This window comes from Hyphomonas sp. BRH_c22 (assembly GCF_000961795.1).
Lineage (GTDB): Bacteria > Pseudomonadota > Alphaproteobacteria > Caulobacterales > Hyphomonadaceae > Hyphomonas.
The window spans coordinates 17,479-43,022 of record NZ_LADU01000092.1 but is presented as its reverse complement, the minus strand read 5'-3'; the positions used below and the strand labels follow the sequence as shown (position 1 = coordinate 43,022).

Genomic DNA, 25,544 nt, shown 5'->3' with positions numbered 1-25,544 from the left:
TCAGCCGGGCCTGGAGCGCGCGGCCTCAAGTCCGGAATAGTTCGGTTGATCTATAGACAGCTGGTCGATTGTGGTCGTTTTGAGATGCTGGAACAAGCCAGGTGTTGCAGCATCCATATGGCCATCACGTATGCGTCCGCACAGGTCGCGGTTCATGTCGTGGACCGTTGCGTCTGGCGCTGCGCCCAGGATTTCACGCAGGCGCTCGGATTCATCGTGCTCGGCAGCCGGGCGATGTTCAAGTTCGCGCAGCAAGGTTGCGAGCACGTTGGATGCGACGCGCGCATGAAAGGCGGCATGGCCGGTCAGTTGTGGAGCGGCCGCTTTGTCGATGAATGATTTAACAGCTGCAATCAACTCAGAAGGAGAGGGGGCATCATGCATGTCAAAGCGCCTTTTCGAGCAGATTGAGCAGGTCAATCTCCGTTTCAGAAACGCGTCTGCCTATGGCGGCGCGTTCGACACTCGGATCACCACCAGACCGGAAAGCTTCGTACATGATCATGCACATGATACCCCATTTCAGGCTGCCCAGTGTTTCCCACCAGTCGATCTCCCGCGCCTCGAAGCGCGCGCCGCCAGCGGCAGCGTATGCGGCCAACATCTCTTCAAGTTCACCAAACCCGCCGACGCGGTGCTCGATCTGGCCGAACCTCCAGGAATTTACGCAAATCCAGGCAATGTCTTCGCGCGGATCACCGATATGCGCGAGTTCCCAGTCCAGGACCGAGGCCAGTCCATTTGAATCGACGATAAGATTGCCAAGCCGAAAGTCGCCATGCACCAGAACAGGCGCATGAGCGGTCGGCTCATTAGCCTTGAGCCAGGAAAACGCCAGTTCAAACACCGGTCGTGGCAGGTCAAAATTGCGGTATATGTCTTCGTACTTCCGAATCTGGTCTGCGCCATTGCTACGAGGCAAATCCGGTAGCGTAGCCAGGTCCACTGCGTGAATTCCTGCCAGCGCTTGACCGCACTGTGCCGCGAGCAAGGGCAGCGCCGATTTATAGGCCTCGTCGCGCAGGATTTTCCGGCCGATCGTTTCCCCTTCGATCCGATGCATCACAAATGCCTCGCCAAGGTCGCTGCCGGGCTCGAAGACACCCAGCACGCCGGGAACAGGTACGCCTGCCCGCTGGGCGCACCCAAGCAAAGCTGATTCAGTGCGCAGGTTGATGGCCTCAGAAGACCGGGTAACCGATTCGCCTCCCGGTACACGGCGAAGGATCAGGCGATGATGCGTCGCGCCTTGCACCATTTCGAAGGCCCATGTTTCCTGGCTGGCCCCACCCGATAATCGTTTCAAGGCTGCAATATGCGCACTTTCGCCGAAATCGCGGCGGGCCCAGCTTTCCAAAGCTCTTTCAATCTGATCTGTGCTTCCCATCTTTGACACAATCGCGCGGAACAAGAGGCACGCCAAGGTCTTACCCAGAGTAACCTTGAGCCATAAGATTGGAGGGGCCTGATGGCTCGACGGAACGACCACGAAGGCGGCCCCTTGTCGCCAGAAAAGCCGCATCCTCAAAGCCTGTTCGCCTGGCTCAGAGGACGTTTCTTTGCTGGCATGGTCATTGCCGCGCCTATCGCGGTAACTTTCCTTATTCTTCAGTTCCTTATTAGTGAAATCGACCGGCGCGTTGTGCCGCTTATTCCGGCCGCGCTGAACCCTGAAACCTACCTCAAATATGCAGTTCCGGGATTTGGCCTGATCGTTCTCGTGGTCTTTCTGACCATCTTGGGCGCCATTGCAACCAACTTGATCGGGCGGTCTGTCATTTCTGTTGGCGACCGCATTCTGGGCCAGGTTCCGATCGTTCGCTCCCTTTATTCTGCGTTCAAGCAACTGGTGGAAGTCTTTGCCAAGGACAATACGGATCAGTTCAGCGAAGTAGTCCTCGTAGAATATCCAAAGCCTGGAACATGGTGCCTCGGATTTGTATCATCCCCTGCCAGGGGAGAGATCGGCGCCGCTTTAGGCCCGGATTTCCTTGGCATCTTCGTCCCGACCACACCAAACCCGACATCGGGTTTCCTGATGTATCTGGATGCCCGTGAGGTAATCCGGCTCAGCATGACCGTCGAAGAAGGTGCAAAAATGATCCTGTCGGCGGGACTAGTTGTTCCTGAGTTTCCACCATCGCCCAAGCCTGAGTCGAAGTCTTCCAAAACGTTGACATCTCAATCCGGAAAATGACGCTAGCCCGAATGGCCGGTTGGGACGCGAGGTGTCAGAAGCTCGCGGACAAGCCGAAGTGCCTGGCCGCGTGGGCCAGCCAGTTCGGGATCTGCGTCGATAGCAGCCGTTGCGTCCTTCTTGGCGATTGCCAGTAAGCCGGCATGACGTGACAGGTCAATCAGGCGATAATCGGTGGCGCCGGCCTGACGCAATCCGAGCATATCGCCCGGCCCTCGTAACTTGAAGTCTGCCTCGGCAATCTCGAAGCCGTCCTCCGTTCGTCGCAGGGTCTCAAGACGTTCGCGTGCCATGTCTCCGAGGGGAGGGCGATACAGCAACAGGCAGAATGAAGGCTTGTCACCGCGCCCGACCCTGCCTCGCAACTGGTGCAGCTGGGCCAGCCCAAAGCCTTCCGCGCGTTCTATGACCATGATCGTCGCTTCAGGCACATCGACGCCAACTTCGATGACCGTGGTCGCCACCAGTATTTTCGTTCGGCCTGATCGGAAGTCCTCGAGAGCGGTGTCCTTTTCGGTCGGTTTCAATCTCCCGTGCACCAGGCCAACAGGAACTCCCAGCTGCTCGGCCAGGGCTGCATGCCGACCGACTGCGGTGGAATCGTCGTCATCGACATCAACCTTGGGGCACACCCAGAAGGCCTGCTCCCCACGCCTTACAGCGCGGCCCACGGCGTCCACAACTTCGTCTATCCGCGTATCCGGCAGGGCGCGCGTCTCGATCGGCTTTCGGCCCTGCGGCTTTTCATCAAGAATCGTAACGTCCAGATCGCCATGCACCGCCTGAGCCAGCGTTCTCGGTATTGGCGTCGCGCTCATCACAAGCATGTGCGGCGAAGTGGCCTTGCTCACCAGCCGCATGCGATCCTGCACGCCAAAGCGATGCTGCTCGTCAACGATAATGAGGCCGAGATTTCGAAAGCTGACCGATTCCTGGAACAGGGCGTGCGTTCCGGCAACAACATGGATCGACCCGTCTGCGAGCCCGAGAAGTGTCCCTTCTCGGGCGGCTCCTTTGTCTCTCCCCGTCAACGAGGCTACGACATAGCCTTGAGGTGAAAGCAGCCTGTCCAAAGTCTCGAACTGTTGGCGCGCCAACACTTCGGTCGGCACCATGAATGCGGACTGGAATCCGCCAGCCGCAGCCTGTACGGCGGCCATCGCTCCGACAAGTGTCTTGCCTGACCCCACATCGCCCTGGAGCATCCGGCGCATGGGCGATTGGCGCGCCATGTCCTCGCTGATCTCGGCAACGGCCCGAACCTGTGCACCGGTCTGTCTATAGGGCAGGCTGCGCGCCAGGCGCGATTGTGCGACTTGAGCCTGGGGTATGGGCGGCGCATTCCGGCGCTTTCGACTTGCCCGGGCAAGGGCAAAAGCCGATTCGCGGGCAAGAGCCTCATCATAGGCGAGCCGTTCTCGTGCCAGGTCGAACGCCGTCTCGTCATAGACTGGTGGATTATGCAGTCCGATGAGGGCATCCTTGAATCCCACCCACCCCTTCTGCGCAACCAGGTGCACATCGCTCCATTCCGGCAAGCCATCCGGTACGCTGTTCAGCGCCTGAACGGCCAGGCTGTGGACCCTTTTGTTGGTGAGGCCCGCAGTGAGGCCGTAAATGGGCTCGACCTCGGGCGGTTGGTCTCCCTTGGCAGGATCCACAATATAGTCCGGATGTGTCATCTGGCGCTCACCCTTGAAGTCCTCCACCCGCCCCGAGACAATACGAGTCGAACCAAGCGGGAATTGGCCTTGCAGCCACCGGCCGTCGGCCCGGAAGAAGGCAAGAGTGAGGAATCCGGTCCCGTCAAACAATTGGATTCGGTGGGGTGCCTTGTCAGAATAGGGCGCTTGATAGGCGTGAACCTCTCCCTGAACGGTGGCGACTTCTCCGAAAACAACCTGGTCGAAGCTCGCGCGGACCCGGCGGTCGACCCAGCGTTCAGGCAGGTGCAGCAACAAGTCCCATATGGTTTCACCATCGACGAGCCGCTCAAGCAAGGGCTTCATCTTCGGCCCCACACCCGTGAGCGTATCCAGCCCGGCAAACATTGGAAAAAGTCGCTCGTCCCGCATGGACTGACTCTAAGCATGCGCACCAAAGCGCACAATGCGTGGTTTACGCTTCTCAAGTGTGGCCTATATCCTCGTCTCACAAACAAATCCGGAGTTCATGATGGAAACGCGGCGCCGCAAATTGACGTTTCGAGCCTGGCGGCGCGGATTTCGCGAGATGGACCTGTATATGGGGTCGTTCGCAGACAAATATCTGGGTGAGTTCGATGAGGCCCAGCTTGATGAGTTTGAGCGGATATTGTCGGTGCCTGATTGGGAAGTGTACGCTTGGCTGATCGGGCATGAAGACGTACCTGACAATCATAAGGGTCCCGTGCTGGACCAGCTGGTCGCTTTCCGCTACCCCGCGCAGGGCGGTTGAGCGAGTCAGCCGTTTTCCGAAACCAACCTGGCCTGTATTTCGATGACTCCCGTCGACCTTCTCAAATCCTTGAGCGGCCCGGCCACCTTTGCCGGTGCGCCCTTTGGCGCTGACCTGATTGCGTTTTGCCGTGGTCTTGAGGCACGCGGCGGGGTTGGTCTCTACATCGCGCGCGACGACAAGAGTGCGAATACGGCAAGACGCCTCGCCCAGTTCATTTCACCGCGTCTCGACAGCGTCGACCTGCCAGGATGGGACACGCTTCCCTATGACCGGGTCAGCCCGACACCCAGTGTTGCGGCCAGGCGCTGCGCAGGTTTGGCGCGTCTTGCGCGCCATGAACGGTCCCACGGGCCTCTCCTGGTGGTCACAACGGCGACATCGCTCGTTCAGCGGGTCCCGCCTGTTTCGACTTTGCGTCGCGCGTCATTCTCGGTCTCGATTGGCCAGACGGTCAGCCAGAAGGATTTGACCGGGTATCTCTCGGTCAACGGCTATGTCCGCGCCAGCACAGTGCGCGAACAGGGCGAGTTCGCTATTCGCGGCGGCATTATCGACATATTCCCGCCCACGGCCGGTGAACCCTATCGCCTGGACTTCTTCGGCGACACGCTCGAGACATTGCGCACATTTGATACTGAGAGTCAGCGCTCGACAGGCGATGCGAGGTCTGTCGCCTTCGCGCCCGTCAGCGAAATCCTGTTTGATGATACGATCCTCAGTGGTTTCCGCGAACGCTACCTTGCGACGTTCGGACCACCATCGGGTGATCAGATGTACGAATCTGCACGCGCATCGATCCGGCGACAGGGCGTTGAGGCATGGCTGGCGCTCTTCCACGACCATCTCGAAACACTATTCGATTATATCGGTGATGATGCGCTTATAGGTTTTGGTCACCTTTCGGCCGAATCGGCGGCCGAGCGCCTCGCTCAGGCACTCGATTATTTCAACGCCAGACTCGATGCAGCGGGTGGAGATGCCAACGTTGCGCGGGTTCTTGCCCCGTCATCGCTCTACCTGGAGTCGAATGAACTCGACCAGTATCTCTCAACCCGAGCGGTTGTGCGCTTCAATCCGGCAGAAGCAACAGGTGGAGCGTTCGACATGGGCGCACGCTTGGGGCGGGATTTCGCACCAGAGCGGCTGCGCACTGACGAAAATATCTTCGAAGCGGCAATTGCGCATGCCCGGGCCCTTTATGCATCGGGTAAACCTGTAGCATTTGCGGCCTGGTCCGCTGGTTCGGCGGACCGCTTGATCAACGTCATGGCTGATCACGGCTTGCCGGACCTGGTCCAGGTTCATTCTCTTGAAGCTGTTCGCAAGTCCGATTTCACGATTGTAGAAGTCCCACTGGAATCCGGATTCGTAACGACCGACCTCGCAGTCATCTCCGAAGCCGACATACTGGGTGACCGACTCGCTGCGCCGAGGCGCCGCCGCAAGTCCGCCAGCTTCATCACTGATGCGTCAGCCCTGTCACCCGATGACCTTGTCGTTCATGTCGATCATGGCGTTGGCCGGTATATCGGACTGAAAACACTGGACCTCACCGGCGCGCCACACGACTGCCTCCAGCTGGAGTATGCCGGTGGCGACATGATTTTCCTGCCGGTCGAAAACATCGACCTGATCAGCCGTTATGGTTCAGAGGAATCCGAAAGCCAGCTTGACCGGCTGGGGGGCGCAGGTTGGCAGACGCGCAAAGCCAAGGCCAAGAAGCGCATTCTCGAGATGGCCGCAGAACTGATGGCAATCGCGGCCGAGCGCGCCTTGAAACGAGCGGATGCACTTGCTGCCGGGCAGGGGATGTATGAGGAGTTTGCGGCACGCTTCCCCTATGAAGAAACTGACGATCAGCTGAATGCAATCGAAGACGTCCTGGGCGACCTGGCTTCTGGCCGGCCGATGGACCGACTCGTTTGCGGCGACGTCGGTTTCGGCAAAACCGAAGTTGCCCTGCGCGCCGCATTCATGGCGGCGATGAGCGGCAAGCAGGTCGCTGTGATCGCCCCGACCACGCTGCTCGCGCGCCAGCACTACAAGACATTCTCGGAGCGTTTTGCCGGCTGGCCGCTGAAAGTCCGCCAATTATCCCGGCTGGTCGGTCAGCGCGAGGCAGTCGAAACCCGCGATGGCTTGACCGATGGCAGTGTCGACGTCGTCATCGGTACACATGCTTTGCTCGCCAAGGGAATCGACTTCAAGCGCCTCGGCCTGCTCATAATCGATGAAGAGCAGCGTTTTGGCGTTAAGCACAAGGAACGCCTGAAGGAGATCAAGGCGGATGTGCACGTCTTGACGCTCTCGGCGACACCGATCCCGCGCACGCTTCAAATGGCGCTCACGGGAATTCGCGATCTGTCGATCATCGCGACGCCGCCCGTCGACCGCCTGTCGGTTCGCACCTATATCACTGAAGAAGACACGGTCACGTTGAGAGAGGCCCTGTTGCGCGAGAAATATCGCGGCGGTCAGGCCTTCTTTGTTGCTCCCCGCATTCAGGATCTCGACAAATTGGAAATCTTCCTCTCGACTCAGGTGCCGGAAGTCTCCTTCATCGTTGCACATGGCCAGATGGCGGCGGGCGAACTGGAAGACATCATGACCGCTTTCTATGACGGTAAGTATGATGTGCTCCTGTCCACGACGATCGTGGAAAGCGGCCTGGACATTCCCCGCGCCAACACGCTCATCATTCACCGCGCCGACATGTTTGGCCTGGCTCAGTTGTACCAGCTTAGGGGCCGCGTCGGCCGCTCCAAGTTGCGGGCCTACGCTTATTTCACGACGCCGCGCGACCGGGTCATAACGGAAATGGCCGAGAAGCGCCTGAAAGTCCTGCAATCACTCGACAGCCTGGGGGCTGGATTCCAGCTCGCAAGTCATGACCTTGATATGCGGGGCTCTGGCAACCTGCTGGGCGATCAGCAATCGGGACAGGTGCGGGAAGTCGGTGTCGAACTCTATCAATCCATGCTTGAAGATGCGGTGAAGGCACTTCAGGCGGGCGCCCGTGGAGAAGATGACGTTGCTGACGACTGGTCGCCTCAGATCAATCTCGGCGTGGCCGTCCTCATCCCCGAAGATTATGTCGAGGACCTGACGATTCGGCTGTCTCTCTATCGCCGGCTTGCCGAGATCAGCACGGCACCTGACAGGGAATCGTTTGCTGCCGAACTGATCGATCGGTTTGGGCCCTTGCCTGAAGCGACGCGGCAGCTCCTCGAGGTCACCGCAATCAAGGTACAGTGCAAGGCGCTGGGAATCTCCAAGCTCGACTCCGGCGTAAAGGGGGCCGTGTTTGCGTTTCGCCCGGACACCGTGATGGATCCGGCGCGATTAATGGAACTCGTCCGTACACGTCCTAATGTGTTAAAGCTTCGACCTGATTCAAAGTTGGTTCATTCCGGACTCGGAGGTGAACCGGAACGCCGGCTTGTCACCGTTAAGGCATTCCTCAAGGAACTGGAATCCGTGTCTGGCCTGGTGACGGCCTAAGCAGCTTCCAGGCGCGTAAAGGGGCCGGTCAGTCCTGCCTCCAGGAATGTCTGTGCCGTATGGAAAGCGCGCTTTTCGACCACACGCCAGCTCAGGAAAAGTTCGGAGAGCGGATCCCGGTCCGCAACGGTCATCGCAATGCGCTCGGCAAGCTGGACGCCGCCACGGTACGTCGTCAGCGGAAGTGACACGGCAATCGTTCCTGGATCAACGACTGCGGGACAATCAGTTTCCCGCAGCAGGTTCTGTACCAATCGCGCGAGTGACGCCAATGCGCCCGCGTCAGTGCGCTGGTTTCCAATGAGCTTCAGCGTCATGATCGACAAGGCATCGGAACGGGTGCCCGCAACAACCATCTGCCGCTCCAGATGCGCTTCAAGGAACCGGCGAGAGAATATGCCTGTTGACTGATCAATCGCGCTAGCCGGGGCTGAGGCGCTTGGTTGCAGGGGGCTCCCCGCGAAATATTTCTTGCTCAGGTCTGCAACGCGATCTGCAAATCCGGGCTCGCTGTCCTGGCATTCAATGATTTCGTCGCATTGCGAAAGAATGGAACGCACGTCGCCCATGAGGTGAGTGTCGCCATCTATCAAGGCCAGAACAGGCAAGCCGTTTAACCACTCACCGGGAGTGAATGTGTCCAGATCGTTGGTGTCGCGCCCGGTTGAAGTCATGTCCAGAAGCGCAGCTGTGAATCGACGGCTGGTCAGATACTCGCGGGTCGCAGTCCGGGTCAGCGCGGAAGTGATGGTTACGCCGCGCTCCATCAGAGCGGTCTGCAAAGAAAGAAACAAGGGAGAGCCCTGGCCCAAAAATATCAAGGCTGGGGTCTGCTGTCTCGGCACAGTCGTTCCGGCTCCGAAATGTCGGGCCGTCTGAGCGCGGATCTCGAATTCAAGCGTCCTTGCAAAGCGTCTCGCCATTGCGTTCAGCCGCCCTTTGACGAGGGGAATGTCCCTGTCACGGCGAATTGTGATGGCGTCGGACAAGTTCAATCCAGTGTTCGCAATGTCGAGAATGACCAGAGGGCGTGAAAGCCCTGCCAGGCAAGCGTCCCGGCAGCTTTCGAGCGTTTCCACCTCCACACTTGCAATGTCGACAAGCAGCGGTTCGGTCGAGCCGAAATCGATCATGTCATCCGCCTCGTAAGGGCGCATTCCGCCGGTGCGAAGCCGCGCAGCAATAATCTTGAGGCGCACTCCCGTTGCGGCAATCTCGATCGGTGGGTCCAGGTAGGACATATCAGACATGAATTTCTCTCGCCGCGGCTTCAGTCGACGCTGGGACACCCCTTTCTTTTGCCCGGTTCGCTCTTAAAGTTCCGCTAATCAGGCCAGTTGGCCAACACAATCAGGGAGAATGTCATGGCCAGCGGTCCACTGAACGGAGTCAAAATTGTCGAATTCGCAGGGATAGGCCCCGGACCTTTCTGCGGGATGTTGCTCTCCGACATGGGCGCGGATGTCATCCGCATTGACCGGCCGGGAGATGGCAAGCCGGGCCGTGCCGCAGACGTCATGGGTCGCGGGCGTCGTTCGATCAGCCTGAACCTGAAAGATCCTGCCGATGTCGAAACTGCGATGAAGCTGATCGAGAAAGCAGACGGCTTGATCGAGGGTTTCCGTCCTGGCGTGATGGAGCGCAACGGTCTCGGGCCGGACGCCGTCCTCGCGCGTAATCCGAAGCTGGTCTATGGGCGCATGACGGGGTGGGGACAGTTCGGTTCGCTGTCGCAGGCGGCGGGTCATGACCTCAACTACATCGCCCTGACGGGTGCCCTTCATGCGATGGGGCGCAAGGGAGAGCGTCCAAGCCCACCGCTCAATCTGGTGGGTGACTATGGCGGCGGCGCACTCTACCTCGCAATGGGCCTGTTGGCCGGTATTATCAACGTGAAGAATGGTGGCAAGGGCCAGGTCATCGACGTTGCCATGACAGATGGGGCAGCATCGCTGTCCACCATGTTCTTCGGCATGAAGGCCATGGGAGTGTGGACCGATGACAGGGAATCCAACCTGCTCGATGGCGGTGCGCACTTCTACGATACGTATGAATGTAGTGATGGGAAATGGGTATCGATCGGATCCATCGAGCCGCAGTTCTATGCCTTGCTGCTCGAGAAGGCCGGGATCACGGATCCTGAGTTCAAGTCCCAGATGGACCGGTCCAAATGGGGTTCTCTGAAAGACAAGCTCATCGCCCTGTTCAAGACGAAAACGCGTGATGAATGGTGCGCCGTCATGGAAGGGACCGACATCTGCTTCGCGCCAGTCCTGTCGATGGCTGAGGCGCCAGGCCACCCGCACAATGCGGAACGAAAGACGTTCGTTGAAGTGGAAGGTGTCATCCAGCCTGCTCCTGCACCACGCTTTTCTGAAACCCCACCAGAGATCCAACGTCGGCCTGCGGGTATTGGCGAGCATACCGATGAGATCCTGCGCGACTGGCAAGTCAGCCGCTGATGAGTGCCTTGCCGGGCACCACGGGCCGGCGGCGTATCTACCTGATGCGCCACGGCTTCGTGGACTACACCTCTGAAGCGGTGCGCAAGGCGCGGGATCCGTCCATAGCCGTGCTGACGCAACAAGGGGAAGACGAGGCTCGTGCGGCCGGTGTCGCGCTATCGGAAGTTCACTTCGACCTGGCGATCTGTTCTGGCCTCGCGCGCACACGGCAAACCGCAGAAATCGTCCTTGCCGAGCACCCTGATGCACCCGTGCTTGAGGAAGAGCGCCGTCTCGAAGAAGTGCGATCAGGCCGGTACATCGACTTTCATTCGGCTGCGCATCTGGCCGCCACCATGACGTTCATGTTCGAACAGGCCGGCGAGCCGGACGCCAGCTTTCTGGAGGGCGGTGAAAAGTTTTCGGACGCACTGGCGCGAATTCAGAGCGGGCTGAGCGATCTGTTGTTGCGCCCCGGCTGGGCTACAGCGCTGGTGGTGGCGCATGAGGTTGTGAACCGGATGGTTCTGGCATCGGTTGTCGGGGCGCCGCTTGGGGCAAGTGCGGGTTTTGAGCAGGATACAGGCTGCATCAACATCATCGATTTTGATATGGTACCTGCCGAAAGCGGGCAGGGCACGCGCATTGAGCGGGGTGTGATCAAGGCGGTCAATCTAACGCCAGCAAACTATCTGAAGAACGGCATGAACCTCAGAAGTCTGGAGGCTATTTTCACGCGTCCGAACGCTAGCGAGTAGGCGATTCGGCAAACTCGCCTCTCAGGTGAACAGAACATAACAATGGGACAGGGATCGGTTCAGGTAGGATTCTCTATTAACCTCTCTGTCGGCGCCGCGTTTTTAGGCATTTTGCCAGGACAAAGTGCTGACGTCCTTCTTGCTTTACCTTGGCCGCCCTTTTGGGCGGCCATTTTCTTGCGCCGCCCCCATTCCGCGATAAGGTCGCCCGGACACATCCAACGGCGAGGGCTGACAATTGAGAATTGCACTGACGAGCATACTGGTTCTGACTGCGGTGGCCTGTTCACCAGAAGCTCCCCAACCGGAAGCAGCGCCCGCACCAGAGTCAGCAGCGGACCTTCATGACCGCCTTCTGGTGATGGATACCCATCTCGATACGCCCGCAAACTTTTCGAAGGCTGATTTTGACATTCTGGCCGACAATCCGAGCGTGCTCGGAAGCGTTCAGGTGGATCTGCCCAAAATGCAGCGTGGCGGGCTGGATGGCGGATTCTGGGTCATCTTCACCCCGCAAGGCCCTCTGGACGCGGAATCCTATGAGGCTGCGAAGCAGGCGGCACTCACGCGCGGCGACGAGATACAGGCAATGGTTGCTGCCAATCCCGATTCATTTGAGATGGCATATACAAGCGCCGACGCTGGCCGAATCGCGGCTGCCGGCAAGCGCATTGTCTATCAATCCATGGAAAACTCTTATCCCATCGGTACCGATCTATCGCTGGTCGAGGTGTTCTACGATAAGGGTTTACGCATGATCGGCCCGGTCCATTTCCGGGACAACCAGTTTGCCGACAGTGCGACAGACTTTTCCGCAAGTGACCATGGCGGCCTCAGCCCGCTGGGTGAAGAACTCATCAAAGAGGCGAACCGGCTCGGCATGATCCTCGACGGGTCCCACGCTGCCGATTCGACGGTCGACGACATGATTGCCCTGTCTGCGACACCGCTCATCCTGTCTCATACGGGCGTAAAGGCAGTCTATGACCATCCGCGAAACATCGATGATGCGCTGATGCGCAAGATTGCGGACGATGGCGGCGTCATCCAGATCAATGCCTATGGCGGTTATCTTGAGCCGCTTGAACCCACACCAGAGCGGCAAGCTGCGCTGGATGCACTCGAGGTGGAGTTTGATGGCATATCGCCGCTGACGGCGGATGACGAAACTCGCGAGCGGTATTTTGCCCGCAGGGAAGAGGTTGATGCGGCCTTTCCAGCGCCACGTTCGACATTCGAAAAATTCATTGAGCACCTTTTGCACGCGCTTGAGATAGTCGGTCCCGACCATGTCGGCATGGGCGCAGACTGGGATGGCGGTGGCGGCGTCGAAGGCATGGAAGACGTGTCTTTCCTGCCCAAAGTGACCGAGCGCCTGCTCGCTGAAGGGTACACCGAAGCTGAAATCCAGAAATTCTGGAGCGGGAATATGCTGCGCCTGATGGAGCAGGCCGAAGCGGCCAAACAGGGCCCGTCTGCCGAATAGAGCAGGGGAATGCACAATTCGAGGGTTTGGTGATGTTCAGACCTTGCAAAGCCTGTTGGGCGTCTGTAAGAGGCCCGTTCCAATTCACTCGCTGAAATGCGCATTAATCCGGATACCTGTCATGGCAGTTCCAAAGAGCAAGATCTCCAAGTCCCGTCGCGGCATGCGCCGCTCGCATGATCGGCTTGATTCCAACACCTATATCGAAGACGCCCAGTCCGGCGAGCTTCGTCGTCCACACCACATCGACCTGAAAACCGGCATGTATCGCGGTCGGCAGGTTCTTGAACCCAAGGACGACATCTAGTCAGGTTGCGCATTTGCGCGCACAAGACTATGGCTTCCAGCGCCTCCCGCCATCCGGCAGGGGGCGCTTTTTACATCTGACGCTGAAAAACATATGAGGGGCACAGGACGGCCATGAGCGAGATCATCGATATTCACGCACGCGAAATTCTCGACAGCCGGGGCAACCCGACCGTGGAAGTCGACGTTACCCTCGAAGACGGTTCCATGGGCCGCGCGGCTGTGCCATCCGGCGCATCAACTGGCGCCTATGAAGCACATGAACAGCGTGACGGCGACAAATCGCGTTATGGCGGCAAGGGTGTCCTGAAGGCCGTTGACGCCGTGAACGGCGAAATCGCCAACGAACTTGAAGGACTTGATGCTTCCGACCAGCGCCTGATCGACATGATGATGATCGATCTGGACGGTACGGAAAACAAGTCACGCCTGGGCGCCAATGCCATTCTGGGCGTGTCTCTCGCTGTTGCAAAGGCTGCTGCCGAAAGCGCTGCCATGCCCCTTTACCGCTACATTGGCGGCGCCAATGCGCGCGTCCTGCCGACGCCGATGATGAATATCATCAATGGCGGCGCACACGCTGACAACCCGATCGACATTCAGGAATTCATGATCATGCCGGTCAGCGCGGAAAGCCTTGCTGATTCCGTACGCATGGGCGCCGAAGTCTTCCACGCACTGAAGAAGACACTCAGCGACGCGGGCCACAACACCAATGTCGGTGACGAAGGTGGCTTCGCTCCGAATATCGGCTCCACCGACGAAGCCATCGGCTTTATCATGAAAGCCATCGAGAAGGCGGGCTACGCCCCCGGCGAAGACATCGCCCTGGCGCTCGATGCCGCGTCGACCGAGTTCTACAAGGACGGCAAGTACAACCTTGCTGGCGAGAGCAGGATTCTCGGCTCGGAAGAGTTTGCCAAGTATCTCGCTGACCTTTGCGGACGCTACCCCATCGTGTCCATTGAAGACGGCATGGCTGAAGACGACTGGGATGGCTGGGTCGCCCTGACCGAAATGATCGGCGACCGGATCCAGCTTGTCGGTGACGATCTCTTCGTCACGAATCCGGAACGCCTTTCCACGGGGCTCCAGAAGGGGGCGGCCAACTCGATCCTCATCAAGGTCAACCAGATCGGCACCCTGTCCGAGACGCTCGACGCGGTCGAGCTCGCACACCTCCATGCCTATACCGCCGTCATGTCGCACCGGTCAGGTGAAACCGAGGATTCGACGATTGCGGATCTGGCCGTCGCCACGAATTGTGGACAGATCAAAACCGGTTCGCTTTCCCGCTCCGACCGGATTGCCAAATACAACCAGCTGATTCGTATCGAGGAAGAACTCGGGCCGATCGGAATCTACGCTGGCCGGTCACGTATCAACGCCGAATAGTGCAAACCGGCGGTTAACCAATCGCCGCTACAGATTCGCACCATGGTATCCCGCCTCGAAGCCCTCGGGCTCAGCTTGCTTGTGCTTTACTTCGCCTACCACGCGTTTGCGGGGGAGAAGGGGCTTGGCCGCTGGTCTGATGCGCAGTTGGAACTGGAAGACCGCAGAGCCGTTCTTGGGCAATTGGAAGCGGATATTTCCCGCCTGCAAACGGATATCCGAAGGCTGACCCCGGGATCGGTTGACCCTGATTTCGTCGAGGCATTGGCGCGTGATAAGCTGGCCTTCGTATATCAGAATGAAATCGTTTTGATGGCGTCAGACCGCAGCATTGCAAATTGACATAGATGTTCTGACTTGTCGCCGCGGAAACGCGCATACATAAAACGGGTAAGGGATGGAGTATCTAATGGCGACAAAACCAAAGAGTGCCAAAAAGGCACCTTCGAAAGCAACCAAAGCAGACATGCTCGAATACTATCGGGCGATGCTGCTGATCCGGCGCTTTGAAGAAAAGGCCGGCCAACTCTACGGTATGGGCAAGATTGCTGGCTTCTGCCATCTCTACATCGGACAGGAAGCGGTCGTTACCGGCATGCAGGCCTGCCTGAAGGACGGCGACCAGGTTATCACCGGTTATCGCGACCACGGGCACATGCTCGCCTGCGGGCTCGATCCGAAAGGCGTCATGGCCGAATTGACCGGACGCAGTGGTGGCCTGTCCAAGGGCAAGGGCGGCTCCATGCACATGTTCAGCCGTGAGAAGAATTTCTTCGGCGGTCACGGCATCGTCGGTGCGCAAGTACCGCTCGGTACGGGCCTCGCCTTCGCGAACAAGTACAAGGGCAACGACAATGTCTGTCTCGCCTATTTCGGCGATGGGGCAGCCAACCAGGGACAAGTGTATGAAGCCTTCAACATGGCCTCCCTCTGGGACTTGCCCGTCGTCTACGTGATCGAAAACAACCAGTATGCAATGGGTACGAGCGTGGCCCGTGCGTCTGCTGAAGTGGAACTATTCAAACGCGGGATCAGTTTTGAAATCGAAGGCGAAGCCGTTGACGGCATGGATGTCCTGGCGGTCCGGGAAGCCGGTGAAAAGGCGGTCAAATATGCGCGCTCGGGCAAGGGTCCCTACATCCTTGAAATGAAGACCTATCGCTACCGCGGTCACTCGATGTCCGACCCCGCCAAGTATCGCAAGCGCGAGGAAGTCGATGATATCCGCACGCATCATGACCCAATCGACGGGCTGAAAGGGCAGCTGCTTGACGCCGGACACGCGACGGAAGACGACTTGAAAAACATCGACAAGGAGATCAAGGCCATCGTGAAGGAGGCGGCTGACTTCTCACTTGAAAGCCCGGAGCCCGATGCATCCGAACTCTGGACCGATGTCCTGCGCGAAGTGGAGTCTGTCTAGATGTCCGTTGATATTCTCATGCCCGCGCTTTCACCGACAATGGAAGAGGGCACCCTCTCCAAATGGCTCAAGAAGGAGGGTGATGCCATCTCGTCCGGCGACATCATCGCCGAGATCGAGACGGACAAGGCAACGATGGAAGTCGAAGCCGTCGATGAAGGCATTCTGGCCAAGATCCTCGTTGCTGAAGGCACCGAAGGCGTGAAGGTGAACGCCATCATCGCCGTTCTGGCAGAAGACGGCGAAGACGCAGGCAGCGTCAAGCCATCGACGAACGGATCAGCCGCTCCAGCAGCCGAAACGTCGAAAAGTGCGCCTGCCGATTCGCAGGAACCATCACCCGAAGCAGAATCCGAAACGCCAGAACCGAACGACGCCCCAGCCGCAGCGGTCCTCTCCGATCCTTCCATTCCCGAAGGCACGACATTTACCGAAACGACTGTGCGCGATGCCCTGCGCGATGCGATGGCCGAAGAAATGCGCCGCGACGAAACCGTCTTCGTCATGGGCGAGGAAGTCGCCGAATACCAGGGCGCCTACAAGGTCACGCGCGAACTTCTCCAGGAATTCGGCGCGCGCCGCGTCGTCGATACGCCGATTACGGAGCATGGCTTCGCCGGTCTCGGCGTCGGAGCTGCATTTGGCGGCCTGCGGCCCATCGTTGAGTTCATGACGTTCAACTTTGCCATGCAGGCCATCGACCACATCATCAACTCAGCCGCCAAGACGCTCTATATGTCAGGCGGGCAGATGGGTTGTCCCATTGTGTTCCGTGGACCCAACGGTGCCGCCAGCCGTGTCGGTGCACAGCACAGCCAGGACTATGCCGCCTGGTACGGCGCCATACCGGGCCTCAAGGTTGTCGCTCCCTACGATGCCGCCGATGCAAAGGCACTGCTGAAGGCGGCAATTCGCGATCCGAACCCGGTTGTCTTCCTCGAGCACGAACTCGTTTATGGTACCAGCTTCCCTGTGCCGGACCTGGATGACTACGTCCTTCCCATCGGCAAGGCTGCCGTGAAACGCGCTGGCTCGGATGTCACGCTGGTGGCCTATTCGCGCATGGTCGGCTTCGCGCTCCAGGCTGCCGAGGAACTGGCAGAGCAGGGGATCGACGCCGAGGTTATTGACCTGCGTTCCATCCGCCCGCTTGATACCGCGACCGTGATTGAAAGCGTGAAGAAAACCAATCGTCTCGTCACATGTGAGGAAGGCTGGCGCTATATGGGCGTCGGCGCGGAAATCGCCGCATCAGTCGTGGCGGAGGCTTTCGATTATCTCGACGCACCACCGGCCCGCGTCCATCAGAAAGATGTTCCTCTCCCATACGCTGCCAACCTCGAGGCCATGAGCCTTCCCGGCGTTGCCGACATCGTCGCAGCAGCCCGCAAGGTCTGCTACGTGGACCAGGAGTAGCGCCATGAGTATCAACATCACCATGCCTGCGCTTTCTCCCACGATGGAAGAAGGCACGCTCGCCAAATGGCTCGTCAAGGAAGGCGACACCGTCTCGTCTGGTGACATCATCGCCGAGATTGAAACCGACAAGGCCACGATGGAAGTCGAGGCCGCCGACGAAGGCACGATTGCGAAAATTCTGGTTTCGGAAGGCACAGAAGGCGTGAAGGTCAACGCCGTTATCGCCGTTCTCGCAGAAGAGGGCGAAGACGCATCCTCGATCAAGGCGCCCAAAGAGTCAGCTTCTCCAGAGAAAGCCGGGGCCTCGGGCAGCCAGGACAAGAAGGCGGAGGCGGCAACTGAGCCCAAGTCTGCGAAGCCGGAGCCGAAATCTGACGCGCCTGCAAAGTCCGAAGCTGCGCCCAAGGCTGAAAAACTCGCTTCCACGCCGCTTCCAAGCGCCAACACATCAGATGGCCGGATCAAGGCGAGCCCGCTTGCCCGCCGCATCGCGGACATGAAGGGCATCGAACTCAAGGCCCTCAAAGGCACCGGACCGCGCGGACGTATCATCAAGCGCGATGTGGAAAATGCCAAGCCGGGCGCCGCCGCTCAATCGGCCGGCAAGGGAGCGCCCGCGCTGGATGGTCTTATCCTGCCGCAAATCCTCGACGATCGCGTCTATGCGCCTGACAGCTACACGCTGGAGCCGCTCGACGGCATGCGCAAGGTCGTCGCCAAGCGCCTGACCACCAGCTTCATGCAGGTGCCGCACTTCCCGCTGACGATTGACCTTGAGCTCGATCATCTCTTGGCGAGCCGCGCGGCCATCAATGCCGCCGCGCCGGACGGTATCAAGGTCTCGGTCAATGACCTGCTCATCAAGGCCAGCGCCATGGCCCTGATGGACGAGCCAGACTGCAACGCATCGTACACGGACAAGGGCATCGCATATCACAAGCATGCAAACGTCTCGGTTGCCGTCGCGATTGATGGCGGGCTCATCACGCCGGTCATTTTCCATGCCGAAACCAAGGGGCTCGCCGAGATTTCCGAAGAGATGAAGGATCTCGCCGCCCGCGCCCGCGAACGCAAGCTGAAGCCGCAGGAATATTCCGGAGGCACATTCTCCATCTCCAATCTCGGCATGTTCGGCATCCGGAATTTCGCTTCGATAATCAACCCACCCGAAGGCATGATCCTGTCCGTCGGGGCAGGGGAGAAGCGCCCGGTCGTCAACGCCAAGGGCGACCTTGCCGTCGCCACTGTGATGAGCATCACCCTCACCTGTGACCACCGCGTCATCGGAGGGGCAGAGGGCGCCAAATGGCTGCAGGCCTTCAAGCGCTACGTCGAGACGCCGGAGGCAATGCTGCTTTAGCGGGTAAGATCAATAGCTTTTGGGAGGAGGGGTGATGAGCAAGATTTTTCTGAGTGTCGGGAGCCCAAGTACTAAAGCTCAGGAAGCTTTCATCGACAACTTCCGATCTCTGATGATGTCCGCCGGCCTCAAACCTCTTACTGCCGACTCGTCGTCGGTAAGGCCATTCGACAATATCAACTCGACAATGAGAAAGGCCGAGGGCGTAATCGTGTTGGCACTAGAGCGATATCATGTGAGTGAATTGGTCGAGCGACGCGGCGCTGATCTTGATCATCGTGAGGAGAGCATTCTCAAGAATGTTGCCATGCCCACCACATGGAATCAGGTTGAAGCTGCATTTGCTCATGCGTGGAAGCTGCCTCTTCTTGTATTTCGGGAGCAGCACGTATGGGAGGATGCATTGCTCGATCGCGGGAATGACTGGTACGTGCATCCCATTCGCACCGACGGGTCGAGTAAAGATTTGCTTGTGGACCAGCTGTTGAAATTTGCGGAGAAAGTCCGGAAGACGCGCCGCCCCATCTGGCATATCTGGAGATCGGCAGGTCTCCTTGAGCGGCTTGGTGCGATCTCCGCACTGCTGGCCATTGGTGCGGTTCTGGGTCAACTCATCGCGATTGTCGTCTCGAGAACAGGATTATAAGCATGTCCACCCAATACGACCTTATCGTTATAGGTTCCGGTCCCGGCGGCTACGTTTCTGCTATCCGCGCCAGCCAGCTTGGCCTGAAAACCGCCATCGTCGAACGCGAGGCCTTGGGCGGCGTCTGCCTCAACTGGGGCTGCATCCCGACAAAGGCGCTGCTGCGCTCGGCCGAAGTCATGCACCTCGCCAAACACGCCAAGGATTTCGGCCTCAGGATCGACAAGGTCGAGGTTGATCTCGATGCGGTCGTAAAGCGCTCGCGCGATGTGGCGAGCCAGCTGTCGGGCGGCGTCAAGTTCCTGATGAAGAAGAACAAGATCGACGTCATCGAAGGCACGGCCCGCCTCGAAAAAGGCACACCTGCGCCGAAGGTCATCGTCAAGGGCAAGGATGGCAAGGACACCACCCTCCAGGCCAAGCACGTCATGCTTGCCACCGGCGCCCGCGCCCGCGACATCCCGCAGGCTGGCCTCGTCGCCGATGGCAAGCTGATCTGGACCTATCGTGAAGCCATGACGCCGGACGTCATGCCCAAGCGCCTCCTCGTCATTGGGTCCGGAGCCATCGGCATCGAATTTGCCAGCTTCTACAACGAGCTAGGCGCTGACGTGACGGTCGCAGAAGTCCTGCCGCGTATCCTGCCCGTCGAGGACGCCGAAATCTCCGCCATGGCGGAAAAGGATTTCAAGAAGCAGGGCCTCAACATCATCACCGGCGCCAAAGTCGAAAACCTGAAAGCGGGCAAGAACACGGTCACCGCCAATATCACCAGCAAAGACGGCAAGAAGGAGTCGCAGGAATTCGACCGCGCAATTCTGGCTGTCGGCATTGTCGGCAATGTCGAAAATCTGGGCCTCGAAACCCTCGGCGTGAAGGTCGAGAAGACCCACGTCATAGTCGACGGCTTCGGCAAGACCGGGGTGCCCGGCCTTTATGCCATTGGAGACCTCACCGGCCCGCCATGGCTTGCCCACAAGGCCAGCCATGAAGGCGTCATTTGCGTCGAAGCCATCGCCGGCAAGGGCAAGAATCACGCCGAGCCGTTCGACGCCTCCAACGTCCCCGGGTGCACCTATTCACACCCCCAGGTCGCCAGTGTCGGCCTCACCGAAGCCGCTGCGAAGGAAAAGGGTTACGACATCAAGGTCGGCCGTTTCCCCTTCATCGGTAACGGCAAGGCCATCGCCCTTGGCGAAACCAATGGCATGGTCAAAACCGTGTTCGACAAGAAGACCGGCGAATTGCTTGGCGCGCACATGATCGGCGCGGAAGTGACTGAACTGATCCAGGGCTATGTCATCGCCCGGCAGGGTGAGCTCACCGACGTGGACCTCGCCCACACCATCTTCGCGCATCCGACGATCTCGGAAACCATGCATGAAGCCGTGCTCGACGCTGACGGCAGGGCCTTGCACATCTGACCCGGCACTTGCCCCGGCACACTGTGGGCTGGTACGCATGATGATGCCCGCTCATCATCGGAGGATACAGCGTGATACGCTATTTGGTCATGGGCCTTGCCGCCTGCCTGCTTGTTGCCTGCGCGCCTGCACCTGCGCCTGAAACGGATGTAGCGCCACCCGCCCCGGCGCTCGTCCTCCCGGACTCCCGGGAAGGGGTCGTGACCGACCGCTTCGCGCGTCTGGCCCTGCAATGTGTTCACCGCGAATACCCGAACAAGATCAGTCACGTCATGAACAGCGACGCGGATGCGGCAACACCGCGCGAACTCTACCCGGCTTTCTATGGCTGCTTCGACTGGCATTCCTCGGTGCATGGCCATTGGCTGCTCGCCCGCATCCTGAACACTGATCCCGGCACACCCTATCGGGATGCCATCATCACGGTGCTGGGCCACAGTTTCACGCCGGAAAAGATCGCGGGCGAGGTCGCCTATTTCAAGGCCGAAGGACGTGCGTCGTTCGAGCGTCCATATGGCACCGCCTGGTTCCTGCAGTTGATGACCGAATTACGGGAATCCGATCTTCGCGAAGCCAATGACTGGGTTGGCTCGCTGGAACCGCTGGAATCGCTCATCGAGGCTGAGACATCCACCTGGCTCACCAAGCTTGCCTATCCGATCCGGCTCGGCACCCATAATCAGACCGCCTTCGCATTCGGCCTGATGCTGGACTGGTCGAAAGCCAGTAATGCAGGCGCCTTCAATGCGCAGCTGACCCGAAAAGTGTTCGAGTTTCATTCCGCTGACGTGAATTGCCCGCTCGCCTATGAACCGTCCGGAGAAGACTTCCTGTCGCCCTGCCTGATGGAAGCCGACCTGATGCGCCGCGTGATGCAGGCTGACCAATATGCGAGCTGGCTCGAGGCCTTCCTGCCGCAAATCCCGACCACCGGATCAGGCGACTGGCTGCTGCCCGGTGTGGTGCTTGATCCCTCCGACGGAAAGCTCGTTCACCTCGACGGCGTAAACCTGTCGCGCGCCTGGGCACTGGAAGGTATTGCCAGCGCCTTGCCTGAGGGCGACGCGCGTATCCCGTCTCTCCTTGCTGCCGCAGAGTTGCACAAGGAAACGGGCATCGCCGCTGTCAGCGATACGCATTATTCGGGCAGCCACTGGCTCGCGAGCTTTGCGACCTATCTCGAAACCCGGCGCGGAATCGGCTCGCAATGAAACTGCCCATTGGCCCCGGCGCACTCGTCGCAGCGGCCTTTATTGGTCCAGGCACTGTCACCACGTGTACGCTTGCCGGTGCAAACTTCGGCTTCGCGCTGATCTGGGCGCTGGCCTTTGCTACGATCGCGACCATTATCCTGCAGGACATGTCAGCCCGGCTCGGAGTCATGGGCCGCGTCGGCCTCGGCGAGGCGCTGGTCAGCGGAACGGGTAACAGGTTCGTCAAATGGGGAGCGGCCGGACTGGTTCTGGCCGCACTTGCATTGGGGAACGCCGCCTATGAAGCGGGGAACCTGTCCGGCGGCGCACTTGGCCTTGAAGCCATATTCGGGGCAGGGGGGCAAACCCGCCGCATCATCATTCTGGTTCTGGCCGCCATCGCTGCCGCCGTCCTCCTGTTCGGCCGCTACAAGCTGATAGAGCGGGTCCTCGTCGCACTGGTCATCCTCATGAGCCTCGCCTTCGCCGGAAGCGCCATTCTCGTGCGGCCGGATCTCGCCGCGATGCTCGTCGGGCTTGTTCCGCGTGTGCCGGAGGCGGGGCTTCTGACATCTGTCGCCCTGATAGGCACAACCATCGTGCCCTATAATCTCTTCCTGCATGCCGCCTCCGCGCGCGAGCACTGGCCGGAGGCGAACCCGCAGGCGCTTGAAGAAGCCAAGCGCGATACGCGTGTGTCCGTCGGACTGGGCGGCCTGATCTCCATTCTTATTCTCACCACAGCCGCGTCCAGCCTGTTCGGTTCCGGCCAGCAGATATCCGGCGCGGCCGACATGGCAGCCGCCATCGCGCCCACCTATGGCGAGGCCGCGCGCTATCTCGTCGGCATCGGCCTTTTCGCGGCGGGCCTGACCTCGTCCATCACGGCCCCCCTCGCCACCGCCTATGCGCTCAGCGAAATCGCGGGCAAGCCTCGCACGGGCAAACTCTTCAAGGGCGTCGCTCTCACTATCCTGCTGACCGGTACGGTTGTCGCATTGATGGGCTATCGCCCGGTGAGCATCATTTTCGTGGCGCAGGTCGCCAATGGCCTGCTCCTCCCCATCGTTGCCGTCTTCCTGCTGGTGGCTATGAACCGGCGGTCGCTGCTTGGTGACCAGGTCAATGGCCCGATCGCCAATGCACTCGGCGTGCTAGTCATCCTGATCACGTTCGGCCTGGGACTCCGGATCATCCTGCGCGCCTTCGGAGTGTGGCCATGATACGGGAAATCTGTCTCAACGCCGATATCGGAGAACTACCCGGCGATAATGGCCGTGCGCTTGATCGGGCGATCCTGGACGTTGTCACCCGCTGCAGCATTGCGTCGGGCGGACATGCCGGAGACCAGGAAAGCATGGCAGCAACGGTCAAGGCGGCTGACGCGCGCAATGTCCTCATCGGCGCTCACCCATCCTATCCTGACAGGGAAGGGTTTGGGCGCAACGCGATGACCCTGTCTCGCGCCGACCTTAGTATAACCTTGCTGCAGCAGGTACGGGCGCTCGCTGCCATCGCCCGCGAGCGGGGCGTGCCGATAGCCCACCTGAAACCGCATGGCGCGCTCTACAATACAGCCGCACGCGATGAAGACACCGCGCAGACCATCGTCGACGTGACGATCCAGTCGCGCATCCCGCTCCTCATCGGTCCTCCCACTTCCCGGTTGGCACTTGCCGCGCACCATGCGGGCCTACCCTATCTGGCTGAAGGTTTTGCTGACCGGGCTTATGAGGCCTCCGGCGAGCTCACACCGCGGACAATGGAAGGCGCTGTCATTGCCGCCGACGAGGATCGCGTCCGCCAGGCTGTCCAGATCGCCTCCACAGGGCAGGTCACGACCCGCACGGGCGAGACCATCCAGCTACCGGTCCGCACGATCTGCGTTCACGGTGACACTCCGGGCGCTCTCGCCAGCGCGCGCGCCATTCGCGCCGCGCTGATCCGCTCTGGCATTTCCGTCGCCGCTGTCGCCCCATGACCCATCCAGTCATCACCTTCTGCGGCGATGACGCCTTGCGTTTCGTCGTGACCGATCAGGAGACGCGTCTCGCGCGCGCTCGCCAGCTGCTCGCCACAGGCGACTGGCGCGAAGTCGTGCCCGGGCGCAAGGACATCACCGTGCAGTTCAACCCGCACGAACACACCCCTGCCACCGCCATGGCGCACCTCTCGCACAACCTTGCCACACCCGCCCCCCACCTCTCCGGCACCGCCGAAACCCTCGAACTGCCCGTCCATTTTGGCGGCGCGGGCGGTCCGGACCTCAAGGATATTGCCGCCCGCATTGGCCTGTCGGAAGCGAATATCATTACGCGCCTCCTGGCCGCGCCATTGATGGTTGAGATGCTTGGTTTCACGCCCGGCTTTGCCTATATGTCAGGCCTTCCCGAGACTTTCGAAATTTCACGCCTTGCGCAGCCGCGCCAGCAGGTTCCTGCTGGTTCAATCGGCCTTATCACAGGTCAGTGCGGTCTCTATGCGCTGGCAGGCCCGGGCGGCTGGCCGATCATCGGGCGTGCCTCCCTTTCGCTGTTCGATGCCGCCTCGCCCACGCCATTCCGCCTTCAGGCCGGCACACGTGTCCAACTCGTCGAAGCAACTCCGCCATGAGCCTCACGATCCTTCAGCCCGGTGTACAGATGACGCTCCAGGGCGCGCCGCGTGTCGGCCATCGCCATCTTGGCGTTCCCGCAAGTGGCCCCGCCGATCATCTGTCCATGGCACTGGCCAACCGTCTTGTCGGAAACGCCAGTACCGCGACAGCCATCGAAGTCACCTTCGGCGGCGCCGCGATCAGCTTCGACAAGTCCGTCAGCTTTGCGATAACCGGGGCACAGTCTGACCTGATACTCGCAGGCCGTCCTGTTGCGTCCCACATGACTCATTTTGCCCAGGCAGGAGATACGCTCAGGATAGAGCCTGCCCGGAAAGGCTGCCGGGTCTACATCGCCATCGCGGCGGCCTTGGAGGCTGCGGATTTTCTCGGGTCCACATCGACCTATCTTCCCGCAGCGCTCGGCGGACGCGCGGGCAGGGCGCTCAAGCCAGATGATACGGTCGGGTTTGGCGGCGGGCGCAATGTTTCCGGACTGGCAACGCCTCGAGACCTTCAGCCCGTCTGCAGCAACAGCTACACGTTGCGCGCTGTCGAAGGGCCGGACTATCCGGCCGGGGCGCAAGGCCTGTGGGACAGCAGTTTCAACGTGACCCAACGCGCCAGCCGTATGGGCATCGAACTGGAAGGTGATTTCCCGCGCTCGGCTGAATGTGCAAGCCGTCCCAGTTCGGCGATCTTTCCGGGCGCGTTACAGCTGCCTCCGGGCGGGCGGGGTTTCCTGCTTCTCGCAGACGCGCAGACGACCGGTGGCTATCCGCATATCCTGCAAGTCGTGCGGGCCGACCGCCACCTTCTCGGGCAGGTTCGTCCGGGCGATCGAATACGTTTCCTGCATAGGACACGACAGCAAGCGACGGATGCCCTGCGTGCAAAGCAGGCTTTGCTGTCATCGTGGCTGCCGGATTTTTTCCTCTGAATCCGTCCTGCGGCAGG

Annotated in this window: 23 protein-coding genes; 19 read left to right on the top strand and 4 right to left on the bottom strand. The window is 59.8% G+C overall.

From position 1 onward, the window contains the following. Together VR74_RS12850 and VR74_RS12845 are read right to left on the bottom strand one after the other, a co-directional pair. Entirely contained in the window at nt 1-384 is a 384-nt protein-coding gene (locus VR74_RS12850) for a DUF6285 domain-containing protein (RefSeq protein WP_045697387.1), read from the bottom strand. A gap of 1 nt (nt 385) precedes the next feature. Then, the gene (locus VR74_RS12845) at nt 386-1,306 is read right to left on the bottom strand and encodes a phosphotransferase family protein (protein WP_299950432.1); all 921 of its coding nucleotides are present in this window, start codon (nt 1,304-1,306) and stop codon (nt 386-388) included. Between the two features lie 162 nt (nt 1,307-1,468). Between VR74_RS12845 and VR74_RS12840 the strand changes: the two genes are divergently transcribed. Then, complete coding sequence (locus VR74_RS12840) at nt 1,469-2,197, top strand: DUF502 domain-containing protein (protein ID WP_045697385.1); 729 nt, start codon at nt 1,469-1,471, stop codon at nt 2,195-2,197. A gap of 2 nt (nt 2,198-2,199) precedes the next feature. On the opposite strand, the gene recG is transcribed toward VR74_RS12840, so the two are convergent. Continuing rightward, nucleotides 2,200-4,272 carry an ATP-dependent DNA helicase RecG gene (gene recG / locus VR74_RS12835; RefSeq protein ID WP_045697383.1) on the bottom strand — a complete coding sequence of 691 codons (2,073 nt, stop codon included), beginning with the start codon at nt 4,270-4,272 and terminating at the stop codon, nt 2,200-2,202. A 58-nt stretch (nt 4,273-4,330) separates the two neighbouring features. On the opposite strand from recG, the gene VR74_RS12830 reads away from it, so the two are divergent. Together VR74_RS12830 and mfd are read left to right on the top strand one after the other, a co-directional pair. Beyond that, complete coding sequence (locus tag VR74_RS12830; protein ID WP_299950430.1) at nt 4,331-4,633, top strand: succinate dehydrogenase assembly factor 2; 303 nt, start codon at nt 4,331-4,333, stop codon at nt 4,631-4,633. A 42-nt stretch (nt 4,634-4,675) separates the two neighbouring features. Further along, on the top strand, nt 4,676-8,137 hold the full coding sequence (gene mfd / locus VR74_RS12825; RefSeq protein WP_045697381.1) for a transcription-repair coupling factor: 3,462 nt from the start codon (nt 4,676-4,678) through the stop codon (nt 8,135-8,137). Here mfd and VR74_RS12820 read toward each other — a convergent pair. After that, nucleotides 8,134-9,387 (bottom strand): hypothetical protein, encoded by a 1,254-nt coding sequence (locus tag VR74_RS12820; protein ID WP_045697380.1) that lies wholly within the window; start codon nt 9,385-9,387, stop codon nt 8,134-8,136. The genes mfd and VR74_RS12820 overlap by 4 nt on opposite strands. Nucleotides 9,388-9,501: 114 nt before the next feature. On the opposite strand from VR74_RS12820, the gene VR74_RS12815 reads away from it, so the two are divergent. The 16 genes from VR74_RS12815 to VR74_RS12740 all read left to right on the top strand — a co-directional run bounded on the left by VR74_RS12815 (nt 9,502) and on the right by VR74_RS12740 (nt 25,527). Beyond that, complete coding sequence (locus VR74_RS12815; RefSeq protein ID WP_045697378.1) at nt 9,502-10,599, top strand: CaiB/BaiF CoA-transferase family protein; 1,098 nt, start codon at nt 9,502-9,504, stop codon at nt 10,597-10,599. A 44-nt stretch (nt 10,600-10,643) separates the two neighbouring features. Continuing rightward, nucleotides 10,644-11,339 carry a histidine phosphatase family protein gene (locus VR74_RS12810; protein WP_299950428.1) on the top strand — a complete coding sequence of 232 codons (696 nt, stop codon included), beginning with the start codon at nt 10,644-10,646 and terminating at the stop codon, nt 11,337-11,339. A gap of 277 nt (nt 11,340-11,616) precedes the next feature. Next, a complete protein-coding gene (locus VR74_RS12805) occupies nt 11,617-12,825 on the top strand; it encodes a dipeptidase (protein WP_299950502.1) in 1,209 nt (402 codons plus the stop codon). A gap of 121 nt (nt 12,826-12,946) precedes the next feature. After that, nucleotides 12,947-13,132 carry a 50S ribosomal protein L32 gene (gene rpmF / locus VR74_RS12800; protein WP_045697375.1) on the top strand — a complete coding sequence of 62 codons (186 nt, stop codon included), beginning with the start codon at nt 12,947-12,949 and terminating at the stop codon, nt 13,130-13,132. Between the two features lie 113 nt (nt 13,133-13,245). Continuing rightward, nucleotides 13,246-14,526: a phosphopyruvate hydratase gene (gene eno / locus VR74_RS12795; RefSeq protein ID WP_045697373.1), complete on the top strand. Its 1,281-nt coding sequence runs from the start codon at nt 13,246-13,248 to the stop codon at nt 14,524-14,526. Between the two features lie 42 nt (nt 14,527-14,568). Then, on the top strand, nt 14,569-14,868 hold the full coding sequence (locus VR74_RS12790; RefSeq protein WP_045697371.1) for a septum formation initiator family protein: 300 nt from the start codon (nt 14,569-14,571) through the stop codon (nt 14,866-14,868). A gap of 67 nt (nt 14,869-14,935) precedes the next feature. After that, complete coding sequence (gene pdhA, locus VR74_RS12785) at nt 14,936-15,949, top strand: pyruvate dehydrogenase (acetyl-transferring) E1 component subunit alpha (RefSeq protein WP_045697369.1); 1,014 nt, start codon at nt 14,936-14,938, stop codon at nt 15,947-15,949. After that, nucleotides 15,950-17,365 carry a pyruvate dehydrogenase complex E1 component subunit beta gene (locus VR74_RS12780; protein ID WP_045697368.1) on the top strand — a complete coding sequence of 472 codons (1,416 nt, stop codon included), beginning with the start codon at nt 15,950-15,952 and terminating at the stop codon, nt 17,363-17,365. A 4-nt stretch (nt 17,366-17,369) separates the two neighbouring features. Further along, complete coding sequence (locus tag VR74_RS12775; RefSeq protein ID WP_045697366.1) at nt 17,370-18,728, top strand: pyruvate dehydrogenase complex dihydrolipoamide acetyltransferase; 1,359 nt, start codon at nt 17,370-17,372, stop codon at nt 18,726-18,728. A gap of 34 nt (nt 18,729-18,762) precedes the next feature. Next, a complete protein-coding gene (locus VR74_RS12770) occupies nt 18,763-19,374 on the top strand; it encodes a hypothetical protein (RefSeq protein WP_299950425.1) in 612 nt (203 codons plus the stop codon). Nucleotides 19,375-19,376: 2 nt separating this feature from the next. Beyond that, entirely contained in the window at nt 19,377-20,798 is a 1,422-nt protein-coding gene (gene lpdA, locus VR74_RS12765; protein WP_045697364.1) for a dihydrolipoyl dehydrogenase, read from the top strand. 71 nt (nt 20,799-20,869) lie between these two features. After that, complete coding sequence (locus VR74_RS12760) at nt 20,870-22,009, top strand: DUF2891 domain-containing protein (RefSeq protein ID WP_299950422.1); 1,140 nt, start codon at nt 20,870-20,872, stop codon at nt 22,007-22,009. Next, nucleotides 22,006-23,214 (top strand): Nramp family divalent metal transporter, encoded by a 1,209-nt coding sequence (locus VR74_RS12755; RefSeq protein WP_045697362.1) that lies wholly within the window; start codon nt 22,006-22,008, stop codon nt 23,212-23,214. The genes VR74_RS12760 and VR74_RS12755 overlap by 4 nt, the downstream gene beginning before the upstream one ends. Then, nucleotides 23,211-23,972, top strand: a complete 762-nt coding sequence (gene pxpA / locus VR74_RS12750; RefSeq protein ID WP_045697360.1) for a 5-oxoprolinase subunit PxpA — start codon at nt 23,211-23,213, stop codon at nt 23,970-23,972. The genes VR74_RS12755 and pxpA overlap by 4 nt, the downstream gene beginning before the upstream one ends. Further along, a complete protein-coding gene (locus VR74_RS12745; protein ID WP_045697359.1) occupies nt 23,969-24,604 on the top strand; it encodes a carboxyltransferase domain-containing protein in 636 nt (211 codons plus the stop codon). Before pxpA ends, VR74_RS12745 begins: the two co-directional genes overlap by 4 nt. Continuing rightward, nucleotides 24,601-25,527, top strand: a complete 927-nt coding sequence (locus VR74_RS12740; protein WP_045697357.1) for a biotin-dependent carboxyltransferase family protein — start codon at nt 24,601-24,603, stop codon at nt 25,525-25,527. Before VR74_RS12745 ends, VR74_RS12740 begins: the two co-directional genes overlap by 4 nt. The last annotated feature ends 17 nt before the right edge of the window (nt 25,528-25,544 follow it).